We start from the raw sequence: 23822 nt of genomic DNA on the forward strand, positions 1-23822 counted from the left end.
GGTCATGCAGCCCGGTCTTTTTTCATGCCTGCGTGATAGCGCACCGCACATTCACCATTCGGGCCATGTTCTATGGTTGCCTCGACACCGAACACATCGCGCAGATTTTCCGATGTCAGAATGTCGGCAGGGCTGCCAATCCCCACCAGTTCCCCATCGCGCATCATGGCAATCCGGTCGCAATACATCGCGGCATGGTTCAGATCGTGCAGGGCTGCGACCACGGTAACCGGCAATTCGCGCACCAGTTCCAGTAATCCAAGCTGATGGCGGATATCCAGATGGTTTGTCGGCTCGTCCAGTAATAGGAATTTCGGTTCCTGTGCCAGCGCGCGCGCAATATGAACCCGCTGCTTCTCGCCGCCCGAAAGTGTATGCCAGAACCGGTCGGCCATATGGGTCATGTCGACATCACCAAGGGCGCGGTTAACAATCGCATCATCCCGCTCAGACCAAGGTGACAGCATGCTGAGATATGGTGTGCGCCCCAGTGCTACCGCCTCGCGCGCGGTCAGGCGGTCCGTGGTGTCGGCCTGCTGTTCGACAAAGCCGATCTGCCGGGCCAGTTTGCGACGGCCATGCTTTTTCATGTCCTGCCCTGCCAGCATCGCATGCCCCTGATCAGGTGGACGAATACCGGCCAAAACCGACATCAAACTTGTTTTGCCCGATCCGTTCGGCCCGATCAGGCCCAGAAACTCGCCCGGTTCGACGCGCAGGGAGACATTTTTGATGATCTTGCGGAAACCGGCAGACCAGACGATATCGCGCAGTTCCAGGGTCATCGCAAAATCCTTCCGTGGCACAGGATCAGGGCAAAGGCCGGCGCCCCGACAAGGGCAGTAATCACCCCGATTGGCAAAACCTGCCCCGGAACGATCACGCGTGAGATGACATCGGCACAGACCAGAAACAGTGCGCCAATCAATGCAGATAACGGCAATACCAGCCCATGGCGCGTGCCGACAAAAAAGCGCGCGGCATGCGGGATCACCAGTCCAACAAAGCCGATCGAGCCCACGATGCTGACCATCACCGCGGTCATCATTGCCGCCGCAGCAATCAGGATGGCATAAACGCGTCTGACCGGAACACCAAGCGATGCCGCAGATTCACGGCCAAACGTAAAGGCATCAAGTGCGCGTGCATGCCAAAGACACACGACAAGCCCGACAATAGCCACAGGCAAGGCCAGCCACACATCGGGCCAGCGCACGCCGCTAAGATTGCCCAGAAGCCAGAACATGATGCCGCGCGCCTGTTCGGCACTGGCCGACTTGGTGACAATGAAGGATGTCAGGGCGTTAAACATCTGCGACCCGGCAATCCCGGCCAGAATGATTGCCCCCGTGCCGCGCCTGGCCTGTAACGCCAGAAGGGTCACAAAGGCGAATGCCGCCACTGCGCCGATAAATGCACCAAGTGACAGTGAAAGCATCCCGGCCCCAAGACCAAGAATCACGATACTGACCGCTCCGGTCGACGCCCCGGCTGAAATGCCCAGCAGATAGGGATCGGCAAGGCTGTTGCGCAAAAGCGCCTGCAGGACCGCGCCGGAAACGGCCAAGGCCGCCCCGCAACTTGCGGCAACGATTGCGCGGCTCAGCCGATAGTTCCAGACAATACCGGCATCAATCGCATCCACCGGATGACCGGCATCCCATAAATGATTGGCAATCGTGTCGATCACCGTACCCACCGGGATTGCTGTTTCACCCACCGATGCGGCAACCGCCAGGACCGCAGCCAGCAACATCAGCGCGGCAAATGCCACGCTGATGCGTTTTAGGAAAACGGGGCTGGAAATGACGTTACCGATCACTGGCCCGATCACTGGGTTGCCTCGAACGCCTCGATTGCCTTGGCCAGGGTTTCTATGCCCTCGATTGTCCGCATGGTCGGGTTCATCGACTGGGCATCCATGACGACGATATTTCCGCTTTTGACCGCACTCATCTGACTGGTTACCGGATCGGATTTCAGGAACTGCATTTTCAGTTCCCAGTCATCGGCCGGAAAACGGCGACGATCCATTTTGCCAATCGCAATGATATCGGGATTGGTTCGTGCGATGGTTTCCCACCCAACCGTCGGCCATTCATCGTCACTGTCGATGACATTGTCGACACCAAGGATCGACATGACATAGGCTGGCGCACCTTTCTGACCGGCGACAAACGGATCAACATCGATTTCAGCGCTGGAGAACCAGAACAAGGCCGAAATACCCTTGCCGTTGACAGCGGCGACTTTTTCACGGGCGGCTTTTTCACGGGCTTTGAAATCGGCAATCAGTTCGGCACCACGTTCCTCGACATCGAAGATTTTCGAAAGGTCATCTATCCCCTGATAGATCTGATCCATCGAAAAGGCATCGATTCGGGTTCCGTCGCCGCCCGTGGTGTTGTCCTTGCCCAAGCAATCGGCTGGCGCGGTATAGACCGGGATTGAAAGTTCGGCAAACTGGTCAATCGTTCCGACCTTGCCATTCGGGCCGATATGCCATTGGAACTGGGTTGCCACCATATCGGGTTTCTGGCCGACCACGCTTTCAAAGCTGGGATCGTTGTCTGCCAGACGCGGAATGGTGGCGTTGACATCGCGAAACTGTTCATTTACCGGACCAATCCAAACGGCAGTTCCAACCACCCTGTCGGCCAGTCCCAGAAGATAAAGCAGTTCCGTGCTGCTTTGACCCAGCGATACGACGCGGTTCGGGGCCTGATCAAGGGTCAGAGTCCGACCGCAATTTTCCAATGTAAGCGGATATTCCGTCGCAGATGCGTATTGCGCGAAAGAAGCCAGTCCTGCAGTAAACACCCCGACTGCAAGAACCTTTTTGTTAAGTTCGATCACTTTGCGTCCTTTCATGGATATGCCGATCCGGGATTTCATTCCCGATCCAGCATACCAAACCAAAAATGTTATGTTATAACATAACATCAAAGTTACTATGGTCAAGGGACTGGCAAAGGTGCTGAAAAATGGCGGGAAATGTCAGGGTTCGAAGGCAGGCAAAACACATTGCAACCTGCGCGAGACGGTGACATATACCGACATCCTCCGGGGCACCCCGCCCGGTCCGTCGTCGTCATGTCAGCAGGTCTCCTGGCTCGCGGGTCGTTGTGTTTTCCGGCCTTCCCAGGAAACATCCCAGTGGCTTTCAGAAGGAAAACACTCACCGCCTACAGTTGCGGGGGCAGCTTCGGTTAACCGTCCAAGAGGACGGCTTCGAATTCCCTTTATCCTTATCGGATACTGACATCAATTGGTGTCACATAGTCATAAGGGACCGTCAAGCCAATTGCGAGTAAATCGCAATAATTACAATTTTCAATAGGCGTTCGCCGCCGCCGTGCCATCGCCGCCCAGCCGCCCAAGGATTGCCGAAACATCGCGCATCGGTGGTGCACCGAACATGCGGGCATACTCACGACTGAACTGTGATGCGCTTTCATAGCCGACCTCATAGGCCGCGGTCGCCGCGTCCTTCATTTCTGTCAGCATCATCTGGCGCGCCATCGTCAGGCGAAGCCGTTTCTGATACTGAAGCGGGCTCATGGAGGTTACCTGCTTGAAATGATGATGGAAGGAAGACGGGCTCATATTTGCCTGTGCCGCAAGATCATCGACCCGAAGTGGTGCGGCAAAGTCGTCCTTCATCAGACGGATGATTTTGGAAATGCGCTGCATGTTGCTGCCACCCATTCCGATTTGTGCAATCCGGGCCCCCTGAAGGCCGCGCAACAGGCGATAATGCACTTCGCGCAGAAGCATCGGCGCCATCACAGAAATATCGTCTTTTTCATCACAAAGGCGCAACAGACGCATCACCGCATCCAGCAAGGTATCGCTGGCATCATCGACATGAAGCCCGCAATCGCTTTCGGATGCCGATCCGATCTGAAGATCGATCTGGGTTACAAGGTCACTTAGCATCTGACCATCAAGTTCAATCGACAGACTGCGATAGGGAAGGGCTGCACTGGCATTTGTCACACAGCCAACAATCGGCAGGTCGACCGACGCCACAAGATACTTTCCGGGCGCGTAACTGAAAACCGCCTCGCCCAGAGTGACCTCTTTGGCACCTGACGCGATAATACAAAGGCATGGCTTATAGATTGTCGGGACTTTCATCGATGGCCCGGTCGCACGATACAGGTGCATCGCACTCACCGGCGTCTGGGCAACGCCTTCTCCTTCGCAGTATTTGTCAATCAGCACAGACATCTCTTCGAACACAGGCATCGCCAAACTCCTTTGTTTCTCTAATATGAACTATAGCGATCCGGACTGTACTGAAAAGCGGTTTTCGTACCGTTCGGAGGAACAGGCAATTGATCAAGAGTTCTGTGTATTCATCAGATTGCTGTTTGCAATCACATTGAGCGCCATCAACCAAACACGGAGGATGTCATGTCGCTTATGTCCAGCAATGTTGAAAACAAGGTCGTCGTTATCACCGGTGCCAGCAGCGGGATTGGCGAAGCCACGGCAAAGCTTCTGGCTGAAAATGGTGCAAAGGTCGTTCTGGCCGCCCGCCGCACGGCCAAACTACATTCCATCGTCGCCGAGATCGAAGCCGAAGGCGGCACCGCCACATGCCGCGCGGTTGATGTCACCGATGCCGACGATGTCGAAGCACTGGTCTATTTCGCCAAAAACACCTATGGCCGCATTGATGTGATGTTTAACAATGCCGGCGTCATGCCCCTGTCGCCACTTGCCGAACTGAAAATCGACGAGTGGAACAAGATGATCGACGTCAATATCCGTGGCGTGCTGAATGGTATTGCCGCCACCCTGCCATTGTTCAAGGAACAGGGCGGTGGTCATATCATCAACACTGCATCGATCGGGGCGCATCTGGTATCGCCGACCGCCGCGGTTTATTGCGCCACCAAATACGCCGTATGGGCCATTTCAGACGGCCTGCGTCAGGAAAGCCGGGATATCCGCGTTACCATGGTTTCGCCAGGTGTTACCGAAACCGAACTTGGCAACGATATCACCGATGACAGCGCCAAGGGGTTCCTCGGCGAATTGCGCAAAACCGCCCTTAGTCCGATTTCGATTGCATGGTCTGTCCTTTATGCAATCGCCCAGCCCGACAGCGTCGATATCAACGAGATCATCGTACGCCCGACGGCATCGGCATATTGATCCGTACCGCCCAAAGAGGCCCGCATGGCACGTCATATGTTTGCGTCTTCTATCACCAGTCTTCTGATGCTGTTTTCCAGCACCGCCACCGCACAGGAGGATACCGTCATGTCCACAACCACATCGAACGACCCGCATCCCTATGTCGGAATGTGGGTCACGGCAGACGGTAACATCCGTCAGGAATTGCTGGCCAATGGGCGTTATGACGAGGCGCGCGGCAATCGTCAGTCCGCCTATCAGGGACGTTACGAAATTTCAGGCAATCACATCGATTACTGGGATGATACCGGCTTCACCGCAGATGGCTATTTCGAAGATGGCGTTCTGTATCACGCCGGAATGGTGATGTATCGCCAGCCGCTGCAATAGATATTCTGATTTCAGAGCCCCACTGCACCGGTTAACCCCGATGCAGACCCCGCAAGGAACGGTATCCGATGGATGCCGTTCCTTTTTCATGAGTGAAATCTTTAACGATGATCAGCTTGCCGTCGCGGGCACATTGCCGGTCGGGACATTCAATTCGCCAGCGGCTGCAAAGGTGAACAGATCAATCGGTTCGGAAAGCCCGCGCACGTCCATTTGCCCGATCTTGCGAAAATCTTCTGCTGCCAGGTACTGTGCCGTCGTTGCAGAAATCAGAACGTCGGTTCCCAGTTCCTTGTTCATCACTTCCAGTCGGGCTGCCATATTTACCGTATCGCCATGCACGGTATAGTTCTGTCGTCCACCCCCGCCGACACTTCCCGCAATCACCGTCCCGGTGCAAATCCCTATACGTGTACGCACATGAATCCCCGCGAAATCCCGACTTTGCACAAGTTCGGAAATCTCGCGTGCGGCGCGCACCGCACATCTGGCATGATCGGGGTCCTCGGCCGGGACATTGAACGTCGCCAGAACCGCATCGCCCTGAAACTGGGTGATCACACCATGATGGCGGGTGATGATCTGTGACACCGCATCGAAATAGGTATTGAGAACCTCGACAATTCCTTTTGGACCGATGGTTTCGGTCAGCTTGGTGAAATCGGCCAGATCGGCAAAGAGGATGGTTGCCTCCCGCTCGACCGGAGCCAGTGACCCGCGTTTGGAAATCAGCACCTCGGCCACGGCGGGTGGCACATATTGTCCGAAAATGTCGGAAATGGCGCTGCGTTCCTGCTCGGCCTTGATCTGGCGGCGGACCGTATGGCGCGCCCGCCACATGACCAGACCAATCAGAATGGCAACAATAACCAGCGCCAGGGCTTCCTGTACGCGGCTCCAGGCGCCGATAAAATCGGGGCTAAAGAAATAGGTCACAAAGGTCTGGGTATCGGGCGATGTGCCAATATCCTGCCAGTCATAGGTTTGCGTCATATCGCGGATGGCATAAAGGAACGCACCAAGCCATCCGGCAGCACCGCAAATACCGGCCCATAAAACAAGCCCCGGTGAAAAGCTGAATGCGGCAACCCCCAGAATGATGAAATAAAACGGGAAGATCGGTGTACGGAAAATCACCGCCTGGGGCAGATCGACATTGTCAAAAACCGGCTGCGTCGCAATCAGAAGCGACAGGAACCCGATATCAAACGCGATGAACAGATACTTGATCCAGTTCCGATCATAGGATGATCCGATAATCCGGTAATGGATAATGCCAAACCCGGCAAAGACACCGAGCGCAATCAGATATTCAATGGCACGTAACGGGTCGCCTGACCGCGACGCCACAAGCCAGACGCCCATCAGGATCAGCGCGACCAGACGCCCCTTGATCGCCAGTCGCAGGCCTTTCTGTTCCGCCTCGTGGAAAATGGCTTTCTGCTCGGGCTTTCCCATAACGGTTTGCTGCATGAACATGTCTTTCTGCGATGGCGACCCCGCCATTTTAATGATTGCAAGATTATTTAGGCAGACATCGAACATACCGCCATGCGAAAAACGCAGATATTACGATCTTGAATTCGCCATGTTTTATCCCGATTACGTCCACACTGTCCGGTATAGTTCCGGACATCTTAAATTAACGGGACCTGATTGATGACGACTTCTGTGGAACGCAGACGATTTCTGAAATCCATGGCCGCTGCCGGGCTGATCCTGCCGGGTATGTCGCTGGTCAATGGCGCATCGGCGGCCAACGAAAAACTTGATCTTGGCGAACCGCAAAGCTTCAGCTTTGACGCCCTGATCAAACGCGCCGAAGCCATGTCAAAATCGCCTTACGAGCCGCCTGTCGCCCCCGATCCCGAAATTGTCGGCAAGATCGATTACGACATTCATGGCAAGCTGCATTACAAGCGCGAATTTTCGCCATACGCCGATGGTTCGGGCACCTATCCGCTGACATTCTTCCATCTGGGTATGTATTTCGCCAAACCGGTGCATATGTATCTGGTGGATGGCGGCAAATCACGTGAAGTCGTCTATACGCCCGATTATTTCGACATGCCCGAAGACAGTATCGCGCGCAAACTTTCGGAAAACAGCGGCTTTGCCGGTTTTCGTCTGCATGAAAATGTCGAACGTGATGACTGGAAGACCCAGGACTGGGCCGCGTTTCTTGGCGCGTCCTATTTCCGCGCGATTGGCGATGAAGGTCAATATGGTCTGTCCGCGCGCGGTATTGTCGTCAATACGGCAACGTCCCAGCCCGAAGAATTCCCCGATTTCCGGGAATTTTATATCGAACCGGCGAAATCGGCCAATGCCCCGGTCACGGTCTATGCCCTGCTGGATGGTCCCAGCATCACGGGTGCCTATCGGTTCTATCTGACGCGCGGCGAAGGTGTGACGATGGATGTCGAAAAACACCTGTTCCTGCGCAAGGATATCGAACGCCTTGGTATCGCCCCGCTGACCAGCATGTTCTGGTATTCCGAACAGAACAAATCGTTCCGCTTTGACTGGCGTCCCGAAGTCCATGATAGCGACGGACTGGAACTTTGGACCGGGAATGGCGAACGCATCTGGCGTCAGCTGAACAACCCGGAAATCATCCGTACATCGGCATTTGGCGATAAAAACCCGCGCGGGTTTGGGCTTATGCAGCGCGACCGCGAAGTCAGCCATTATCTTGACGGTGTGCGTTATCACCGCCGCCCCAGCCTGTGGGTCGAACCGCTTGGCGCGTGGGAAGACGGTGCCGTGCAGCTTGTCGAAATCCCGACCGATGACGAAATTCACGACAATATCGGTGCTTTCTGGGTGCCGAATGCCCCGGCCAAGGCAGGCAATAGCTATCAGTTCCGCTATCGCCTGTATTGGCAGGCCCATAACCCGTTCCCGATGGACAAGCTTGCCCATGTCACCGCCACCCGTATGGGGCGCGGCGGCAATCCCGGCACGGTCCGCCCGAAGGATGAACTGAAATTCTCGGTCGAGTTCGAGGGGGAAATCCTTGGAACCCTTGCCTATGGCGAGTTCCCGGAAGTCATTGTTTCAACCTCGCGCGGGGAAATTGTCCGCACCAAGATCGAGCCGATCATGGATACCCGCATTTGGCGTGCGGCGTTTGACCTTAAAGTCGACGGCAACGAGCCGGTTGATTTGCGGATGTATCTGAAACGCGGTGATGCCCCGCTTAGCGAAACCTGGATGTTCCAGCATTTACCGGGACTTCGCGGGCAGACACGCGAATAAAAACAAAGGCCCGTCATTTTGGCGGGCTTTTTTATCAAATCCATGAGAGAGATTAGATCAAAAATTTAATCTCGAAATATTAGGTAAATATAAATTTCAAATTTGAAATATTTATATACAATGATACAATAGGGAGAATATCTTCATAATTGAGTAAAAACATGGAAAAAATAAATAAGTACCTGTTGGACACCAATTTTTTCAATCACGTTTTGGATGATCTTACGAATTTAGACCATTTTACAAATCACAAATTATTCGTGACTCATATTCAACTTGATGAAATCAAACAAACTTCTTGCGTTGATAGACGAGAACAGTTGCTTTCACGGTTCCAGACTATTGATGCAGAATCCATTCCCACAAACGCGGCAGTTTGGGGCGTCTCAAACTGGAATGAAGCAAAATGGGGCGATGCCAACGGGCTCTATGAAAAGTTGCTATCCAGGATACAAAACCTTGATAAGGCCTCAGGTAAAAAGAAAAGACCTGAAAACCAAAGTAGAGATGCCCTGATAGCTGCCACTGCTATCAGTGAAAACTTCGTGCTCATTACAAATGATCACAACCTAACTATAGCAGCTGAAGAGTTTCATTGTACGGTCATTGACCCTAAAAATATTGAGTAAAAAGTAAAACCACTCACCTCAGAGATCCGAAGAAATCCTTCAAAAGCTTACCCGCCTCGACCTCGCCGATCCCGCCGTAAACTTCCGGGCGGTGATGGCAGCTTGTGCTTTCGAACACCCGCGGGCCGTGATCAATGCCACCGCTTTTAGGGTCATAGGCCCCGAAATATACCCGCCGCAGACGGGCAAACGAAATGGCGGCAGCACACATCGGGCAGGGTTCCAGCGTGACATACAGATCACAATTGGGCAGGCGCGGTTCGCCCTTTGCGCCGGCAGCTGCACGGATCACAAGGATTTCGGCATGAGCTGTCGGATCATTGAGTTCCTCGGTCAGGTTGCCGGCACGCGCCAGCACCTCGCCACTGTCGGCATCGACCAGAACAGCACCAACCGGCACCTCGCCGCGCCTTGCGGCGGCGCGCGCCTCATCTAGCGCCATATCCATAAAGCTGTCTGCGCTCATGATCTGTTTTCCATCCCGGAAAAGCAATTGCCCCAACAGGCACATTGCGGGTTTGATTTGTTTTGTTTTTTATCGGGCGTTAAGCATATGAGATTGCAATCTGTGCAAGGATCGGTCAAGCGGTGATAAGATCATGGCCGATTGCACATATGCGTGAATTGCCGTTGCCCTTCTAACGCACCGGGGTTAGTTTCCGGCCAAATTCATGGCATCGTACATATGCAAAGCAACCATCAGCCACCACCAACGGGATTTGACAGAACATGAGTGCCAGAAAACCGATCATCGGCATTACCCTTGATTCCGAGGAACCCGGTGGCTATTCCAAATTTCCGTGGTATGCGCTGCGTGAAAACTATGCCGGTGCGGTCACGGCGGCGGGCGGCATTCCCATGCCCCTGCCCCACGAGGTTGAACTGGTTCCCGATCTGCTGGATCTGATTGACGGGCTTGTGGTCACCGGTGGCGCATTTGATGTCGATCCCAGCTTGTTTGGTGCCGAAGAACGCCATGACACGGTGATCACCAAAGACCGCCGCACCAAGTTTGAATGGGCGATGGCCGAAGGTGCGCTGAAACGCAATATGCCGGTTCTGGGTATTTGCGGCGGGCAGCAATTGTTGAACGTGATCCTTGGCGGATCGTTGATCCAGCATATTCCCGACAGTGTTGAAAACTGCCTGCCGCATGAACAACCCAACCCGCGCAACGAGCCGGGGCATGATGTGACCGTCGAAACCGGCACCCTGCTTTCGCGCATTGTCGGCGATGTCAAAAGCCTGTCGGTCAATTCCGCCCATCATCAGGCCGTGGATAAGGTCGGCCCGGATGTGATCATCAATTCCGTCGCCCCGGATGGTGTGATCGAGGGGATTGAACATCCGGGATATCGTTATTGTCTTGGGGTGCAATGGCATCCTGAATTTCATATCAGTTCGGGCGATGCGAAAATCTTCGACGCCCTGATTTCCGAGGCCCGCAAATGAGCGACCAGACCCCGAACCCGACCGAAGATACCGAAGAAAGCAAACCCGAACGCATTGCCAAACGCATAGCGCGTTCCGGTGTTTGTTCGCGTCGTGATGCCGAACGCATGATCGAGGAAGGTCTGGTGAAGCTGAATGGCAAGGTGCTTGACAGCCCAGCCGTGACCGTCACCGACGAAGACGAAATTTACGTCAATGGCAAACCGTTGCCGCAAAAGGAAAAGCCGCGCCTGTGGCGTCTGTTTAAAAAACGCGGGCTGGTTACCAGCCACCGTGACGAACAGGGACGTGATACGGTTTTCGAACATCTGCCAAGCTATATGCCGCGCGTGATTTCGGTCGGGCGGCTTGATCTGAATTCCGAAGGTCTTTTGCTGCTGACCAATGATGGCGAGCTTGCCCGTTATCTTGAACTGCCTGCCACCGGCTGGGCACGCCGGTATCGGGTGCGCGTCCATGGCCGGATTGACGAGGCGAAACTCAAACAGCTTGAAGACGGTGTCACGGTTGACGGCATCAATTACGGTTCGATTCAGGCCGAGGTTGACGTTCAGAAAGACAGCAATGCCTGGATGACGGTGACCCTTCGCGAAGGCAAAAACCGTGAAATCCGCCGTGTGATGGAACACCTTGGCTGGCCAGTAACGCGTTTGATGCGTGTATCATATGGCCCGTTCCAGTTGGGTAACCTGGCCCCCGGCGATTGCGAAGAAATCACCGGCAAGGTGATGAAAGAACAGCTGGCCGCGTTCTTCAAGGGTGATTACAGCAAGGTTTCCGAAAAGAAATCGGTCGCACGCGGCGGCACCGGCCGCCCCAAGGCACCGCGCACCGTGTTTGGCAAACCAGCCGCGCCGCGCCGTCGCCAGCAGGGCAGCAACCCGAACGCCGTCACCGATGACGCCCGGACTGAGAACAGCTTTGAAAACCGGACACGTCCGGGCAATCGCGCCAGACCGGCCGTCGCACGCGGAGAGGTATCGCGTGGTGGTCCTGCGCGTGAAAACCGCGAAGATCGTAACGACCGCGGTACTCGGGACGACCGGGATAATCGCTTTGATGATCGCGACAACACAAACCGCCCAGCCAACAAAGGCCGCGGGCGTTATGCGCCCGGTGGCAAAGCCGGTGGTGAACGCAATAGCGACGGTGGGAAATCGTTTGGTAGCGGTCGCGGCAAGCCATCTGGCAATACCGGCGGCAATCATCGCGGCAGCATTGCCGATGGAAAACCCGGCAATCGCCCGGCGGGACGCAGCGGATCGAAACCGGCGGGCAATCGTCCGCGCGGCAAAAAGGGTTAAGGCAGAATGCGGATTGTTGGCGGAAGTCTTCGCGGGCGGCTTTTGACCGCACCCACCGGGCGCGATACACGCCCGACACTGGATCGCGTTCGCGAGGCCCTGTTTAACATCCTGACACATGCATCGCGCTGGTACGAGGACGACCAGAACCCGCTTTATGACGGTCTGGTTCTTGATGCCTATGCCGGTTCCGGGGCGCTGGGACTTGAAGCCATTTCACGTGGCGCGCAAAAGGCGGTTTTCTTTGACCTTGATCGCGGTGCGCTTGCCGCCGTCGAACAGAATATTGCCGATTTGAAACTGGGTGATAAAACCCGCGTTCAGCGCGCCGACGCAACCAAGCCACCGCGCGCACCAGAACCCGCCAGTATGGTGTTCCTTGATCCGCCCTATCATAAGGAATTGCTGGGACCGAGCATTACGGGACTGGCAAATGCCGGTTGGATCAATGATGAAACGCTGATCATTGCCGAACGCGATCCGCGCGAACCGGCACCGGAAGTCGACGGCCTTGAAACCCTTGATAGCCGCAAATATGGTCGCTGCCAGATCGATATCTATCGCCTTGGCGCTGCGTCCTGAACCTTTATTGATTTCCCGGCTGTGTTATGGTGGGCTGCCTTTCGAAAAGTCAGGCGATGTTGAGCGATGAAGTTACTGCCCCCGACAGCACCCGATCCTGAATTTGGTCGCCGCCTGCGCCAATGGCGCCGCGAAAGCGAGATAAAACAGGCACGCCTTGCCGATATTGTCGGTGTCACACAGGCAACCGTCTCACGCTGGGAAAAGGGGTTGCAAAACCCGGCCCCGCTTCAGATCGACCTTTTGCATCAGATGATGACGCGCAACCGCAATTTCCGATTGGATCAGGCGATCAAACGACTGGTCATTCATTCGCGACAACGCGTCCACCTGATCGAAGATCGCAGCCATCGTTTGCTGTGCGCATCGGGACCGCGCGAAAAGGAATGGCAACGGGATTCCGGTGATCTTCTTGGCACATCCCTTTGGCGTTTTGCCACGCCGGAAATCGCACAGGCCGAAAAACGCCTGCATGGCATGGGCTGGCACGAAGATCAGGCTGATCATCTGAGTTTCGAAACATCCGGGCGCGACGGCCCGCCGATGCCGATTGTCGATAAATTCATCCTGTGGGAACGTTTTTTCCTGTCCGATGGTACCGCCGTTCGCCTGACCACCGGTTTTGACCACCCACCTGCATAACCGTTTCGCGCATATTTCATACGTGGATCGTTGCAACGGGTTTCCGGTAAAAGGAACCCGCTATTTTGGTTCGCCCCGACCAAATCGTTTATTGAATTGACGGATTGCCCCTCATGCCACCGATTTTTGCCATTTGTGTTCTTTATGGCCTTGGACTGACAGCCTCGATGCAGGTTGGTCTGGTGGGGCCGATTGCACCCGATCTTCGTGCCGGTTTTGATCTTAGCCAGGCGCAGTTCGGTCTTGTCGCATCGCTGATCACGGCGGCAGGGGCCCTGTTTGCGATTCCCGCAGGCGTTTGGGCCGCACAGGCCGGATTGCGCCGTTCGCTGTTTCTGGGCGGCATCATGATGATCATCGGGGCTACAATCTTTGCAACAGCATCAAACACCGGAATGCTTTATGTCGGGCGCCTTGTCACCAGTATCGGATATCTTCTGATTGTGGTGGGTGCGCCAAGCTGGATGGCCAATCTGGGCAATCCGAAAACTGTCGCCATGGCCATGAGCATCTGGGGCACCTTTATCCCGGTCGGCATTGCCATGGGGAACTGGACCAGTGCCGCAATTGTCGCATGGCTTGACTGGCGCATGGCGGTTGTTGCCTGCACCGTCCCGATCGCGATCCTTTTGCCCGCCCTGATGTTGCTGACCAAACCGCGCGAGCAAAGTTTCAACCGGTCCCTGACATCGGGTATTTCCGGCGTCCTGAAATCCCGCCCGGCGATGCAGGTTGCACTGACATTCGCGGCCTTTGCCGGGGCAACGTCCGCTGCCCTTGCGTTCATGCCCGCCATGATGGCCGATAATCTTTCAATCAGCATTCCTGTGGCTGCCGCCATCATCGGCACCACCGCGATTGCCGGAAACATTATCGGAAGCGTCGGCGCCGGGATGATTTTGGGCCGCGATATCCCGGGCCGCCGGATCCTTGCCATCGGCCTTCCGGTGATGGCAGCCGCCATCTTCGCCCTGTTTGTCAGTCAGAACATCGTGATCAGCGTCTTGGCATTAATCCTGTTCAATATCGGGCAGGGATCGGTTGCCGGTACATGTTTTGCCCTTTTGCCGCGCATTGCCGGTCGCGATCTTTCGATGCCCGCCCTTCAGGGGATGCTGGCCCAGTTTGCCGAGATTTTCGTTGTGATTGTTCCACCGGTCGCCGGTGCGATGATCGACTGGGCAAGCTGGAAGGGGGCGGCATTTCTGCTGGCCGGATTTTACCTTGCGGGATTTGTCATTTCGCTTCGATACCGCCCGGTCCGCATCGTAACCGCGGATTAGACCGACTATACAATGCGCTGTCTTGACCTATCCCGCAAAGCAGGCGACCCTCGTTGCCAGACAAAAGCAGAGGGCAAATAACGCCCGGCACAAGGGAAACGGAATGACCTGGATTAAAGCCACCTTTATCGGCATGATATTGCTTGGCATTCTGGTGATTTCCGCGTTCTTCATCTGGCTGGCACCGGTCGGCGCGGGCTATACGGCCAAAATCATGTGTTCGGCCATTTTTGTGAATGGCCTGCCGTCGAACCGGGCACATGAAGAAGATGTTCTGGCCGATAACAATCCTGCTCTGTCGCTGATTACCGCCAATGTCGATTTGCGCCATCAGACGGTCAGCGCGCATGCATTCGGTTTTCGCAAACGGATTGCTGTTTATCGGCCCAATCTGGGCTGCACACTTTCCGATGATCCGGCACGCATAGAACAGCTTCGCACGACAAGCCCGTTAATTCGCCCGATCCCGGCCCAGCCGCTTCGAACGGCATCCGTCCCCGGCAATATCGACCGGCGCGCCTTTAGCACCATTCTTGCAGACGCCATGGACGAACCCGGCACCAATGCCTCGCGGCGCAGCCGGGCTATTGTTGTTTTGCACCGGGGCAAGGTCATTGCCGAACGTTATGCGCCGGGCATCACCGCCAGCACCCCCCTGCCCGGTTGGTCAATGACCAAAAGCGTCTTCAATGCCCTGCTTGGCCGCATGCAGCAGGAACATATGATCCCCGGCGTTGACGGACCGGTTCTGATCAATGAATGGCAATCAAAGCTGAACGATCCGCGCGCGGTTATTACCTATGACCAGTTGTTGCATATGAGCAGCGGACTGGCATTTGATGAAAGCTACTGGAACCCGTTATCCGATGTGGTTCAGATGCTGTTTGTCGAACCGGCAGCCGCCGGATTTTCTGTTGCCCGCCCGCTTGAACACAGTCCGGGCACCGTCTTTGCCTATAATTCCGGGGCGACAAACATTCTTTCGGCTGCCATGCGCAATATCAGTGGCTCGTCCCAAAGCTATCAGCATATCCCGTTTGATTTGCTGTTCCGGCCGCTTGGCATTGGCAATGCTGTGATCGAAACGGATCAGGACGGTTATTTCATCGGATCGAGCTTCATGCATGCCACCGCGCGGGATTGGGCCAAGATTGGCCAATTGTTCCTGCAGGATGGCGTCTGGAACGATGAACGCCTGCTGCCCGCGGGTTGGGTCGATTATTCCATCACCCCAGCCCCCGCCGCACCCAACGGCATCTATGGCGCCCATTGGTGGCTTGAACTGCCCGGGTCTCGCGACGATGATGGAAACCTGATTGACGATGGGCCGCCTGTTCCGGATGACGCGTTCTTTGCCCTTGGTCATGACGGACAATCGATCAGCATCATTCCATCAAAGGAACTGGTGATCGTGCGTCTGGGACTGACGCGCGTCAGAGATGCCTTTGATCTGCGTCGCTTTGTCGGATCGATTGCGGCCCTGTTTCCCGATATTGTCGCCCGCAACGGGGATACGACCGTAGAAGTCGAAAGTGCCCGTCAGGTCGCGGAATAATGCATCCAAGTTTTGGATCAGGCGACCGTCCCAGCGAAACCCAAAACACCCATCACTGCCCCGCCGGCACCCCCTGCCAGAACAAGCGCCCAGACCGGTATTACGCGCCATTGCAAAACGACAAACGCAAGCGCCACAATAACCACGTCCTTTACGTCATGGATGGTTCCGGTCCAGATCGGGTCATATAAAACCGACGCCAGCAAACCAACAACCGCCGCATTGATCCCGGCCAGTCCGGCGCGCATTTTGGGCATATGCCGCACGCGATCCCAGAACGGCAACAATCCGATCACCAGAAGAAACGCGGGCAGGAAAATCGCGATCAGGGCCACAGAAGCGCCCCAAATTCCCCCGGCACCATTTTGCAACACAGCCCCCAGATAGGCCGCAAACGTAAAGATCGGCCCCGGCACGGCTTGAGTTGCGCCGTAACCGGCAAGAAACACATCCAGATCAACCCATCCGGGGGCAACCACGGCTTCCTGCAACAGCGGCAGCACCACATGCCCGCCGCCGAAAACCAATGCGCCGCTGCGATAAAACCCGTCAAACACCGCAAGCCAGGGCGATGGGACAATATTGGCCAATAAAGGCAACCCGATCAGCAACAGACCAAACAGGCCCAAGGCACATATGGCCCCCTTCGGCGATAGGCCTGCGCCAAGGCTTCCCTCAACCTTTCCGGGATCACGTCGCAAGAAGACAAAACCGGCAAAGGCCCCGCCGATAATCACAATTGCCTGCATGCCAACACTGTTGATCGCGATCATTAATGCCGCCGCAATTAGCGCCAGTATGGCGCGCGGGACATCGGGGCATGAGCTGCGTGCCATCCCGACAAGCGCATGCGCCACCACACCAACCGCAACCAGCTTAAGCCCCCAGATCACCGGCCCGGTCGCCGCCAGATCAGCTGCCGAAAGACCAAGCCCGAGTGCGGCCAGAACGATTGCCGATGGCATGGTAAAACCGAGCCATGCGGCAAAGGCCCCCGCCAGCCCCCCCAGCGACATGCCAATCCCCATGCCGACCTGCGAACTGGCCGGACCGGGTGCGAATTGGCAAAGCGCAACCAGATCGCCGTAGGTTGCATCCGAAAGCCACCTGCGGCGCAGAACGAATTCTTCGCGGAAATAGCTGATATGGGCGACCGGCCCGCCAAAACTGGTTAACCCCAGACGCAGAAAAATCAGGAAAATCTGCCAAGGGCGTAAATCGGGCTTGGCCAGGTTTTGGTCGGTCATGCTTTCCCCGTGCTCAGATCAATGCGTTCCCGATGGAACCAAGCGCGAAGGATAATGGATGCAATGGCATGACCAAAGCCCAAAGCAACCGGTTTTGCCAACGTCATCAAACCATCACAAAACGCCCGACTAAGATATTGAGAAATATAACATTATCCCCACGCCGAGCTTTAACTGGGAACTTTTTCCGGGTTTTCTGGAAGAAAGTTCTTGATTTGTTCTTTTATTTGTGACATAAAGATAAAGTCAACAGGACAAATGGGTCCGGAGACAAAACCCGCAAAGCGTGATTCGCTTTTGCGGGTTTTTTGCGTTTCGGGCGGCAAAAACAGGAATGGGATGATGACGGGACAGCGATCTGATCGGCTGAAAGGACGGCGGCGGCATCGCCAAAGGAGCATCACTGGCGCATGGAAAAGTCATTACGGCGGTGGTGCGTCCGGGCCGTGAGGCTGCGGGAAATTTACGAAAACTGTTGTTTATCATGACGGGAGAAATGTGCCCTTGGGGCAAGAGTGTGTGTTCGGGGCAGCGAGAGCCGGGGCCAAGTTGGTCCGGTCCGGTTCAGTCCGGAGCCAGTCCGGTCGGTGAAGCGTGACAATGCCGAGAATCAGCGGGCCCGAATTGCGTCCGCATTGGATCGGCACGGGGTCGGAAGGCGGGTGCCGGGTTGGCTGGCAGGATCGGTTGTCAGCGGGCCGATGGTGCGTTCGGAGTTGTCGAAGGGCCCGTGATCGATGGCGGGATTTGTGTGGCTGCCATGCGGCAACGCTGTGGCCCTTGGGGCGAGGTGCGTTTTGGGGCCAACCGAAAGCGACCGCTATTGGTTCGGGGCAGCTTGGTCCGTCCGGTTGGTGGCGTTTGGCGATGCCGGGGCAGCGAGGTTGGTTGGGTTGGCCGGACGGTTGGTTTAATCGTCATTCGGGGCGCAGAGCCGGAATCCACATCCCATCGAAACGGAATGGCGATCTGGTTGGGAGGGCTGTGTCAGCGGTCTGAAACGCCCGCCGCCGTGAGGCAACGGGCGTTCTCGTGAATGTCAGGAGGACCTAGCGGAAGGCAGGCTCGTCAAGGGAACGCAGTTTGCGCGAATGCAGCTGGTTGACCTCGTTTCGCAGGGTATCGATGGTATCGAGACCAACCTGGAGGTGTTGACCGATACGCTGGCGATAGAAGTTGTTGGCCATGCCCGGCAGTTTCAGTTCGCCGTGAACCGGTTTATCGGAAACACACAGCAATGTGCCGTAAGGCACACGGAAACGGAAACCGTTGGCGGCAATTGTGGCACTTTCCATATCCACCGCAATCGCCCGCGACTGGTTCAGGCGGACAAACAATTCGCTGTAACGCAGTTCCCAGTTCCGGTTATCCGTGGTCGCCACGGTCCCGGTCCGCATGCGGGCCTTCATTTCGCGCCCTTTAAGACCGGTAATCTTGGCCACCGAATTGGCAAGGGCGACCTGCACCTCTGCAATCGGCGGCACCGGAATCCAGAGCGGCAAATCGGAGTCGAGCACATGGTCGTCGCGCACATAACCATGGGCCAGAACATAATCGCCAAGAAGCTGGCTGCGCCGAAGACCGGCACAGTGGCCGAGCATCAACCAGCAATGCGGGCGCAGAACGGCAATATGGTCGGTTGCGGTTTTGGCATTTGACGGACCAACGCCGATATTGACCAACGTCACCCCAAGCCCGTCTTCACGGATCAGGTGATAGGACGGCATCTGCGGCAATTGTGCGACCGGTTCACCACTTTCAACCCAGCCCTTTGGCGCGTTTTTGCGAACATGGACTTTCGGTCCCGGTTCGACAAAGGCAACATAGGGGCTTTGGGGGTCTTCAAGCTGGAGCTTGGCGAATTCGATGAATTCGTCGACATAGCGCTGATAGTTGGTGAACAGCACGAATTTCTGGAAATGTTCCGGCAATGTCGCGGTGTAATGCCGCAAACGCGCCAGCGAGTAGTCAACACGTTCGCCGGAAAACAGCGACAAGGGCTTTGGCCCCTCGGTAATGCCGTAATGCACACCATTGGCAATATCATCATCGGTGCGCGCCAGATCGGGCATATCGAAGATCATCTGAAGCTGGCGGATGTCGGTCGGGCCGATATTGTCGGTTGCGGTTTCGACAAGAAACGGCAATGGGATCGGACGATCCGACACACCGACAACGACCGGCACATCGTGGTTTTTCAGCAGAAGTTCGATCTGTTCACGGTAATATTGTTCGAACAGGTCCGGGCGCGTCAGCGTCGTGCCATAAATGCCAGGGTCACGCGGCGCACCGTAGGACAGGGTGCTTTCGACATGCAATTTCTCGGGCGGCACCTCGATCCCGAGATACGGGTAATAGGCGCGCACAGGCGTGGATTGCTCGCCGTTTCCAAACCGGATAAATGCGTCGCGAACGGACTCTGCACCCGTCGTATAAATTTCCTTGATACGGGCAATTGCCTTGTCGGCGTCAGTAAATTCAAACAGATCGCGGACCGATCCGTGGACGTCGGATACCATAACAAGTTGCTCCTTTTTCTTATTGTTGTATTGAGCGGGAGATTTATCACCGCTAGCCTTGCCTCTGGCAACCCCCAATTCATGCATGGCCGAACATCAAAACGGCGGATCCGTTACGCAAAGTTGGGATACCGATTGTGTCGGAGGCGCATAAAGCCGGGCCACACGGAAACATGCCAAACATATATGTCGGGATTATTTTCAAAAAATCCAAATGACAGTTTTGATGCGTGGCTCATAACCATGACGCGAAATTCATCTCCGCACGGGGATGAAAATCATCGATTCGCGGCCTTATCGCTGGCAAGGCAGCATCAAAACAAAAAAAGGGCCGAAACCAAGAGGTTCCGGCCGATTTCGGAGAAGGGCCTTAGACGTTGAGGGAAAAGACGATCAACTCCGATGCATACTTTATCTGACCATTGGTCAACAAAGTCAATAAATTTTCGCTTCAATGCACTATTGCATTTAACGCATCACTCATGCAGGAGACCGGCACCTGAAGCCAGAGACTTCAATTTTCTAAGACGACGGTAACGCAGGAAATCAACTGTCTTTCCGTCACTTAAATGATCTTTTTCGAAATCACGGACAATTCCTGCTGCGCGCGGATCCGATTGGACAAGATTTTCGATATCGCCCTTGTCTTCATCGTCAATGGATCCGTGCACGTAACTTACGATGTCGTCCTTGCCGTAAACAGCAAGTACATTGGTCATTAGGCTGCCTCCCCCACGAACCGCGATGCGTGTTCCCGGGCTTCGATACGGCCGACGGAAGAACGCAGCTTCCGGCGTGCACGACCTACACGGGATTTGACCGTGCCAATCTCGACATTCATCTGGTCGGCGGCGTCCTGATAGGAAACTTCATCAACAGCCGTCAAAAGGATCGCCTGACGTTCCTGTTCAGGAAGTTCACCAAGGACACGATCGGCATCACGCAGCTGTAAACGGGCCATCTGGTTGCTGCCATGTCCATACACATCACCAAGGTCATCCCAATCGACATGATGTCCGCGGGTTTTCTCGCGACGCTTGCCAGAAATGAATGTGTTGAAAAGGATCCGGTGCAACCAGGCTTTAAGGCTGGTGCCTTCTTCGAACTGATCTTTCTTGCTGATGGCTTTCAGCAAGGTGTCCTGCACGAGATCCTGTGCACGGTCCATGCTATTGGTCAGCCGATAAGCATGGCGACGCAGAGCGGGAACGTGATCTTCAATTTCGTTCATAACTTGATCAGACATCACAACCTCCGTTTTTTGGATGTCCCCACCGTAACAAAAGAAAATATTATTTAAAGTAAAATCGTATGGTTCACTTAGGCAATACAATGAACATGCTTCACAACATTAACCACAACAACAAACATAACAAACACAACCACATTAATATGATCACTTTACGGACATAACATTTAATCATTACTTTACATTACTTGCCTAGGTTGCGTTGGCTGGTTCGGTTCAGGAAGGTAGTTGTAATATGTAGAAAACGGAGGTAACGTAAGTTACTCCAAAATTTCTGAACACGTTGCGTATCAATGGTTTCAGACGCACCCTAGAACGTCTGAACTTAATGAGGGCCCACGAGTGCCAACCTCGAAACGAACTGAAAAGCTTCAAATTATGCTCGACGACGATGAGCTGAAGTTCATCGATGACTGGCGATTTGAGCATCGTATGCCAACCCGGGCAGCAGCCATTCGTGAACTGATTCGCCGCGGCTTGGTCTCCGAGGATGTGGAAGATCCGGAAACCGAAGGGAAAACCACCACCGATTTCCGGATTGAAGCGGAATAATCCGAAGAGATTTTTTTCAATATCTCTGAAAAAAGCCCGGCAAATAGCCGGGCTTTGTTATTTTTATCTCGATTTTGCGTGTTTTCGGATTAAACCGAATCACCTTTTTCGGGCTTTTCAAGCCTGTCAGGTTTCTTGCCCTCGAAAAGACGGGCGATCCCGACACCGAAACCAAGAACCAGCAACCACAAACCATAGTAGCGCAAGGCACGCGATATCCCGATGGCAACAAGAAACAGCCAGAAAGGATATGTCGTCGCCCCGGCGGCCAGAGCGGCAAGCTGCATGGGTATCGGCGCGATACTGATTGCAAAGACAACCCAAAATCCGCCTTCTTCGAATTGCTGTTCGACCTTTTGGAATTCCTGCTGCCCGCCGGCTGTTTCAATGATCGGCTGGATAAGCTCGCCCGACAGGCCGTAGGCAATCAAATACAGGAAAACCGCGCCGGCAACGCTGCCAAGCAATGTAACGGTCGCAACAATCACCCCCCGTCTGCGCGATGCCGCCATGATTGGCGCAATCAGGATTTCAATCGGAATGGGAATAATAGTGGTTTCAAGAAATGACGCCACCGCAATGCCGCCAAGTCCTTTACGACCGGCGGCCAGTTTTTCCAGACGCTGCTGCCAGACGCGCCACGATCCGACAAGACCTTTATTGTTTTTGTTTTGGCTTTTGTCTTCTTTTTCCATAGATGCCTCTGACTGAACATCGTCAAACGTAAAACGGCCCGCCCTTCACGTTAAAGGGCGGGCCGCGGACACCCGGAACACCACATCACCGAGTCAAGGTTGTGATGTCTTATTCGGTGGCATGATCATCCGAGAGCGCCTTCTCAGCATTGTTGAGAGCCTCAAGGGTTTTGGCCTTCATGGTTTCCCAGGTATCAGCCGATGCATCCTTGGTTTCTTCATACGCCTCGTTCAGATTTTCACTGGCGCCGTCCCAAGCTTCTGCAAGTTCATCCACAGCGTCTTTGCTTTCGTCGCTGACATTTGCGGATACTTCATCGTATTTCTCGCCAAGCTGATTGGATTTTTCTTCAACCCAGGCAAGAAATTCGTTCTTTTCTTCATAGGTGAAATCTTTGGCATCTTCATAGCCGGCCTCGGCCTTGTCAGCCATTTTGTTGGCGTCCGATTTCATCGCGTCATCGGTTGCCATCGTGCCTGTCTGATCCGAGCTTTTCGACGCATCTGCATAAGCCGGTGCAGTCACGGCAACAGACATCATAATAGTACCAGCCATAAGAACAGTTTTATTAAGCATCACAACCTCCTGGTTATTAAACAACAGCGCTTTTTCTTTCGCACTGCTTGTCCATTCAAACGGGTGATCCAAAAGAATGTTCCAATTATTCCGATTTTATTTTCTGGAACCTTTGCTTTCGGGTGACGTTTTTGGGGCATGCGTTCGGGATATGCCCGGCCGCCAATAACGGGGTCGGGGTCAGAGCGACAGAACGTTATAAAGAAATACAGGAGTTAAAAATGGCACACAGCAGTATGCAGAGCGTTGCGAAAGAATTTCCGGTCAAAACCGGCGTCGACCGCAAAGACCGTCGCGAACTGGCCAAGATGCTGACCAAGATCATTGGCTCGTCGCACGTACTGTATGCCAAAATTCGCGGCGTTCACTGGAACGTTGTCGGTCCGGCCTTCTATTCGCTCCATAAGATGACCGAGGAGCAGTATGAAGACCTGAACGAAGCGATTGACGATATGGCAGAACGCATTCGTGCAATCGGCTTCCAGGCCCCCACAGGCCTTGCGGAAATGATGGAACATTCCGTGGTCAAGGATCAGACCAAACTTCTTCCGGCCAACGATATGGTCAAGGAACTGGTCGAAGACCACGATAGCGTATCGCGCCTGTTGCGTGATGGCGTGGCAGAAGCCGAAGCAGCAGAGGACGTCAAGACCGCCGACCTTCTGACAGAACGCATTGGCGTTCACGAAGAAGCGGCATGGATGCTTCGCGCAACCATTTCCTAAAACATTTACACA

The 23822-nt window shown here is 54.7% G+C and carries 24 protein-coding genes and 1 riboswitch; of the genes, 12 read left to right on the plus strand and 12 right to left on the minus strand.

Annotated features, from left to right (window positions below; all coding sequences use genetic code 11):
- Positions 1-2: 2 nt before the first annotated feature.
- The 4 genes from TH468_RS02795 to TH468_RS02810 all read right to left on the minus strand — a co-directional run bounded on the left by TH468_RS02795 (position 3) and on the right by TH468_RS02810 (position 4251).
- Positions 3-785, minus strand: coding sequence for an ABC transporter ATP-binding protein (locus TH468_RS02795; RefSeq protein ID WP_085642096.1), 783 nt, complete (start codon positions 783-785; stop codon positions 3-5).
- Positions 782-1834 (minus strand): iron ABC transporter permease, encoded by a 1053-nt coding sequence (locus TH468_RS02800; protein ID WP_085642097.1) that lies wholly within the window; start codon positions 1832-1834, stop codon positions 782-784. The genes TH468_RS02795 and TH468_RS02800 overlap by 4 nt, the downstream gene beginning before the upstream one ends.
- Positions 1831-2871, minus strand: coding sequence for an ABC transporter substrate-binding protein (locus tag TH468_RS02805; protein WP_246832195.1), 1041 nt, complete (start codon positions 2869-2871; stop codon positions 1831-1833). The genes TH468_RS02800 and TH468_RS02805 overlap by 4 nt, the downstream gene beginning before the upstream one ends.
- 209 nt (positions 2872-3080) lie before the next feature.
- Positions 3081-3278, minus strand: a riboswitch (cobalamin riboswitch).
- A gap of 55 nt (positions 3279-3333) precedes the next feature.
- Complete coding sequence (locus TH468_RS02810) at positions 3334-4251, minus strand: AraC family transcriptional regulator (protein ID WP_085642099.1); 918 nt, start codon at positions 4249-4251, stop codon at positions 3334-3336.
- Between the two features lie 168 nt (positions 4252-4419).
- On the opposite strand from TH468_RS02810, the gene TH468_RS02815 reads away from it, so the two are divergent.
- Entirely contained in the window at positions 4420-5166 is a 747-nt protein-coding gene (locus tag TH468_RS02815) for an SDR family oxidoreductase (RefSeq protein WP_210402201.1), read from the plus strand.
- Positions 5167-5190: 24 nt separating this feature from the next.
- Positions 5191-5538: an Atu4866 domain-containing protein gene (locus TH468_RS02820; RefSeq protein ID WP_085642100.1), complete on the plus strand. Its 348-nt coding sequence runs from the start codon at positions 5191-5193 to the stop codon at positions 5536-5538.
- A gap of 111 nt (positions 5539-5649) precedes the next feature.
- On the opposite strand, the gene TH468_RS02825 is transcribed toward TH468_RS02820, so the two are convergent.
- Positions 5650-7011, minus strand: coding sequence for an adenylate/guanylate cyclase domain-containing protein (locus TH468_RS02825; protein WP_168177062.1), 1362 nt, complete (start codon positions 7009-7011; stop codon positions 5650-5652).
- Between the two features lie 186 nt (positions 7012-7197).
- Here TH468_RS02825 and TH468_RS02830 point away from each other — a divergent pair, with 186 nt between their 5' ends.
- Positions 7198-8799 (plus strand): glucan biosynthesis protein, encoded by a 1602-nt coding sequence (locus tag TH468_RS02830; RefSeq protein WP_085642102.1) that lies wholly within the window; start codon positions 7198-7200, stop codon positions 8797-8799.
- Positions 8800-8948: 149 nt separating this feature from the next.
- Positions 8949-9428, plus strand: coding sequence for a type II toxin-antitoxin system VapC family toxin (locus TH468_RS02835; RefSeq protein WP_139834618.1), 480 nt, complete (start codon positions 8949-8951; stop codon positions 9426-9428).
- 13 nt (positions 9429-9441) lie between these two features.
- On the opposite strand, the gene TH468_RS02840 is transcribed toward TH468_RS02835, so the two are convergent.
- On the minus strand, positions 9442-9894 hold the full coding sequence (locus TH468_RS02840) for a nucleoside deaminase (RefSeq protein WP_007091239.1): 453 nt from the start codon (positions 9892-9894) through the stop codon (positions 9442-9444).
- A 263-nt stretch (positions 9895-10157) separates the two neighbouring features.
- Between TH468_RS02840 and TH468_RS02845 the strand changes: the two genes are divergently transcribed.
- The 6 genes from TH468_RS02845 (at position 10158) to TH468_RS02870 (ending at position 16246) form a co-directional block, all read left to right on the plus strand.
- A complete protein-coding gene (locus tag TH468_RS02845; protein ID WP_085642104.1) occupies positions 10158-10880 on the plus strand; it encodes a gamma-glutamyl-gamma-aminobutyrate hydrolase family protein in 723 nt (240 codons plus the stop codon).
- The gene (locus TH468_RS02850) at positions 10877-12184 is read left to right on the plus strand and encodes a pseudouridine synthase (protein WP_085642105.1); all 1308 of its coding nucleotides are present in this window, start codon (positions 10877-10879) and stop codon (positions 12182-12184) included. Before TH468_RS02845 ends, TH468_RS02850 begins: the two co-directional genes overlap by 4 nt.
- Before the next feature lie 6 nt (positions 12185-12190).
- Positions 12191-12766, plus strand: coding sequence for a 16S rRNA (guanine(966)-N(2))-methyltransferase RsmD (gene rsmD, locus TH468_RS02855; RefSeq protein WP_085642106.1), 576 nt, complete (start codon positions 12191-12193; stop codon positions 12764-12766).
- Between the two features lie 66 nt (positions 12767-12832).
- Complete coding sequence (locus tag TH468_RS02860; protein ID WP_085642107.1) at positions 12833-13408, plus strand: helix-turn-helix transcriptional regulator; 576 nt, start codon at positions 12833-12835, stop codon at positions 13406-13408.
- A gap of 113 nt (positions 13409-13521) precedes the next feature.
- Positions 13522-14691 carry a CynX/NimT family MFS transporter gene (locus TH468_RS02865; RefSeq protein WP_085642108.1) on the plus strand — a complete coding sequence of 390 codons (1170 nt, stop codon included), beginning with the start codon at positions 13522-13524 and terminating at the stop codon, positions 14689-14691.
- Between the two features lie 103 nt (positions 14692-14794).
- A complete protein-coding gene (locus TH468_RS02870) occupies positions 14795-16246 on the plus strand; it encodes a serine hydrolase (protein ID WP_085642109.1) in 1452 nt (483 codons plus the stop codon).
- A 17-nt stretch (positions 16247-16263) separates the two neighbouring features.
- Here TH468_RS02870 and chrA read toward each other — a convergent pair whose 3' ends face one another.
- The 4 genes from chrA to TH468_RS02895 form a co-directional block, all read right to left on the minus strand.
- A complete protein-coding gene (gene chrA, locus TH468_RS02875) occupies positions 16264-17493 on the minus strand; it encodes a chromate efflux transporter (RefSeq protein ID WP_085642110.1) in 1230 nt (409 codons plus the stop codon).
- A 1049-nt stretch (positions 17494-18542) separates the two neighbouring features.
- Positions 18543-20012, minus strand: coding sequence for an AMP nucleosidase (locus tag TH468_RS02885; RefSeq protein ID WP_085642112.1), 1470 nt, complete (start codon positions 20010-20012; stop codon positions 18543-18545).
- 476 nt (positions 20013-20488) lie between these two features.
- Positions 20489-20731 (minus strand): hypothetical protein, encoded by a 243-nt coding sequence (locus TH468_RS02890; protein WP_085642113.1) that lies wholly within the window; start codon positions 20729-20731, stop codon positions 20489-20491.
- Positions 20731-21258, minus strand: a complete 528-nt coding sequence (locus TH468_RS02895; RefSeq protein ID WP_085642114.1) for a sigma-70 family RNA polymerase sigma factor — start codon at positions 21256-21258, stop codon at positions 20731-20733. The genes TH468_RS02890 and TH468_RS02895 overlap by 1 nt, the downstream gene beginning before the upstream one ends.
- Before the next feature lie 381 nt (positions 21259-21639).
- On the opposite strand from TH468_RS02895, the gene TH468_RS21570 reads away from it, so the two are divergent.
- Entirely contained in the window at positions 21640-21813 is a 174-nt protein-coding gene (locus tag TH468_RS21570) for a hypothetical protein (protein ID WP_007091251.1), read from the plus strand.
- 89 nt (positions 21814-21902) lie between these two features.
- On the opposite strand, the gene TH468_RS02900 is transcribed toward TH468_RS21570, so the two are convergent.
- Positions 21903-22508: a YqaA family protein gene (locus TH468_RS02900; protein WP_085642115.1), complete on the minus strand. Its 606-nt coding sequence runs from the start codon at positions 22506-22508 to the stop codon at positions 21903-21905.
- A gap of 109 nt (positions 22509-22617) precedes the next feature.
- Complete coding sequence (locus TH468_RS02905) at positions 22618-23157, minus strand: hypothetical protein (RefSeq protein ID WP_085642116.1); 540 nt, start codon at positions 23155-23157, stop codon at positions 22618-22620.
- Positions 23158-23306: 149 nt separating this feature from the next.
- Between TH468_RS02905 and TH468_RS02910 the strand changes: the two genes are divergently transcribed.
- Positions 23307-23810: a Dps family protein gene (locus tag TH468_RS02910; protein WP_007091254.1), complete on the plus strand. Its 504-nt coding sequence runs from the start codon at positions 23307-23309 to the stop codon at positions 23808-23810.
- Positions 23811-23822 lie beyond the last annotated feature (12 nt).

Origin of the sequence: Thalassospira sp. MCCC 1A03138, assembly GCF_002115785.1 — a bacterium.
Taxonomy (GTDB): domain Bacteria; phylum Pseudomonadota; class Alphaproteobacteria; order Rhodospirillales; family Thalassospiraceae; genus Thalassospira.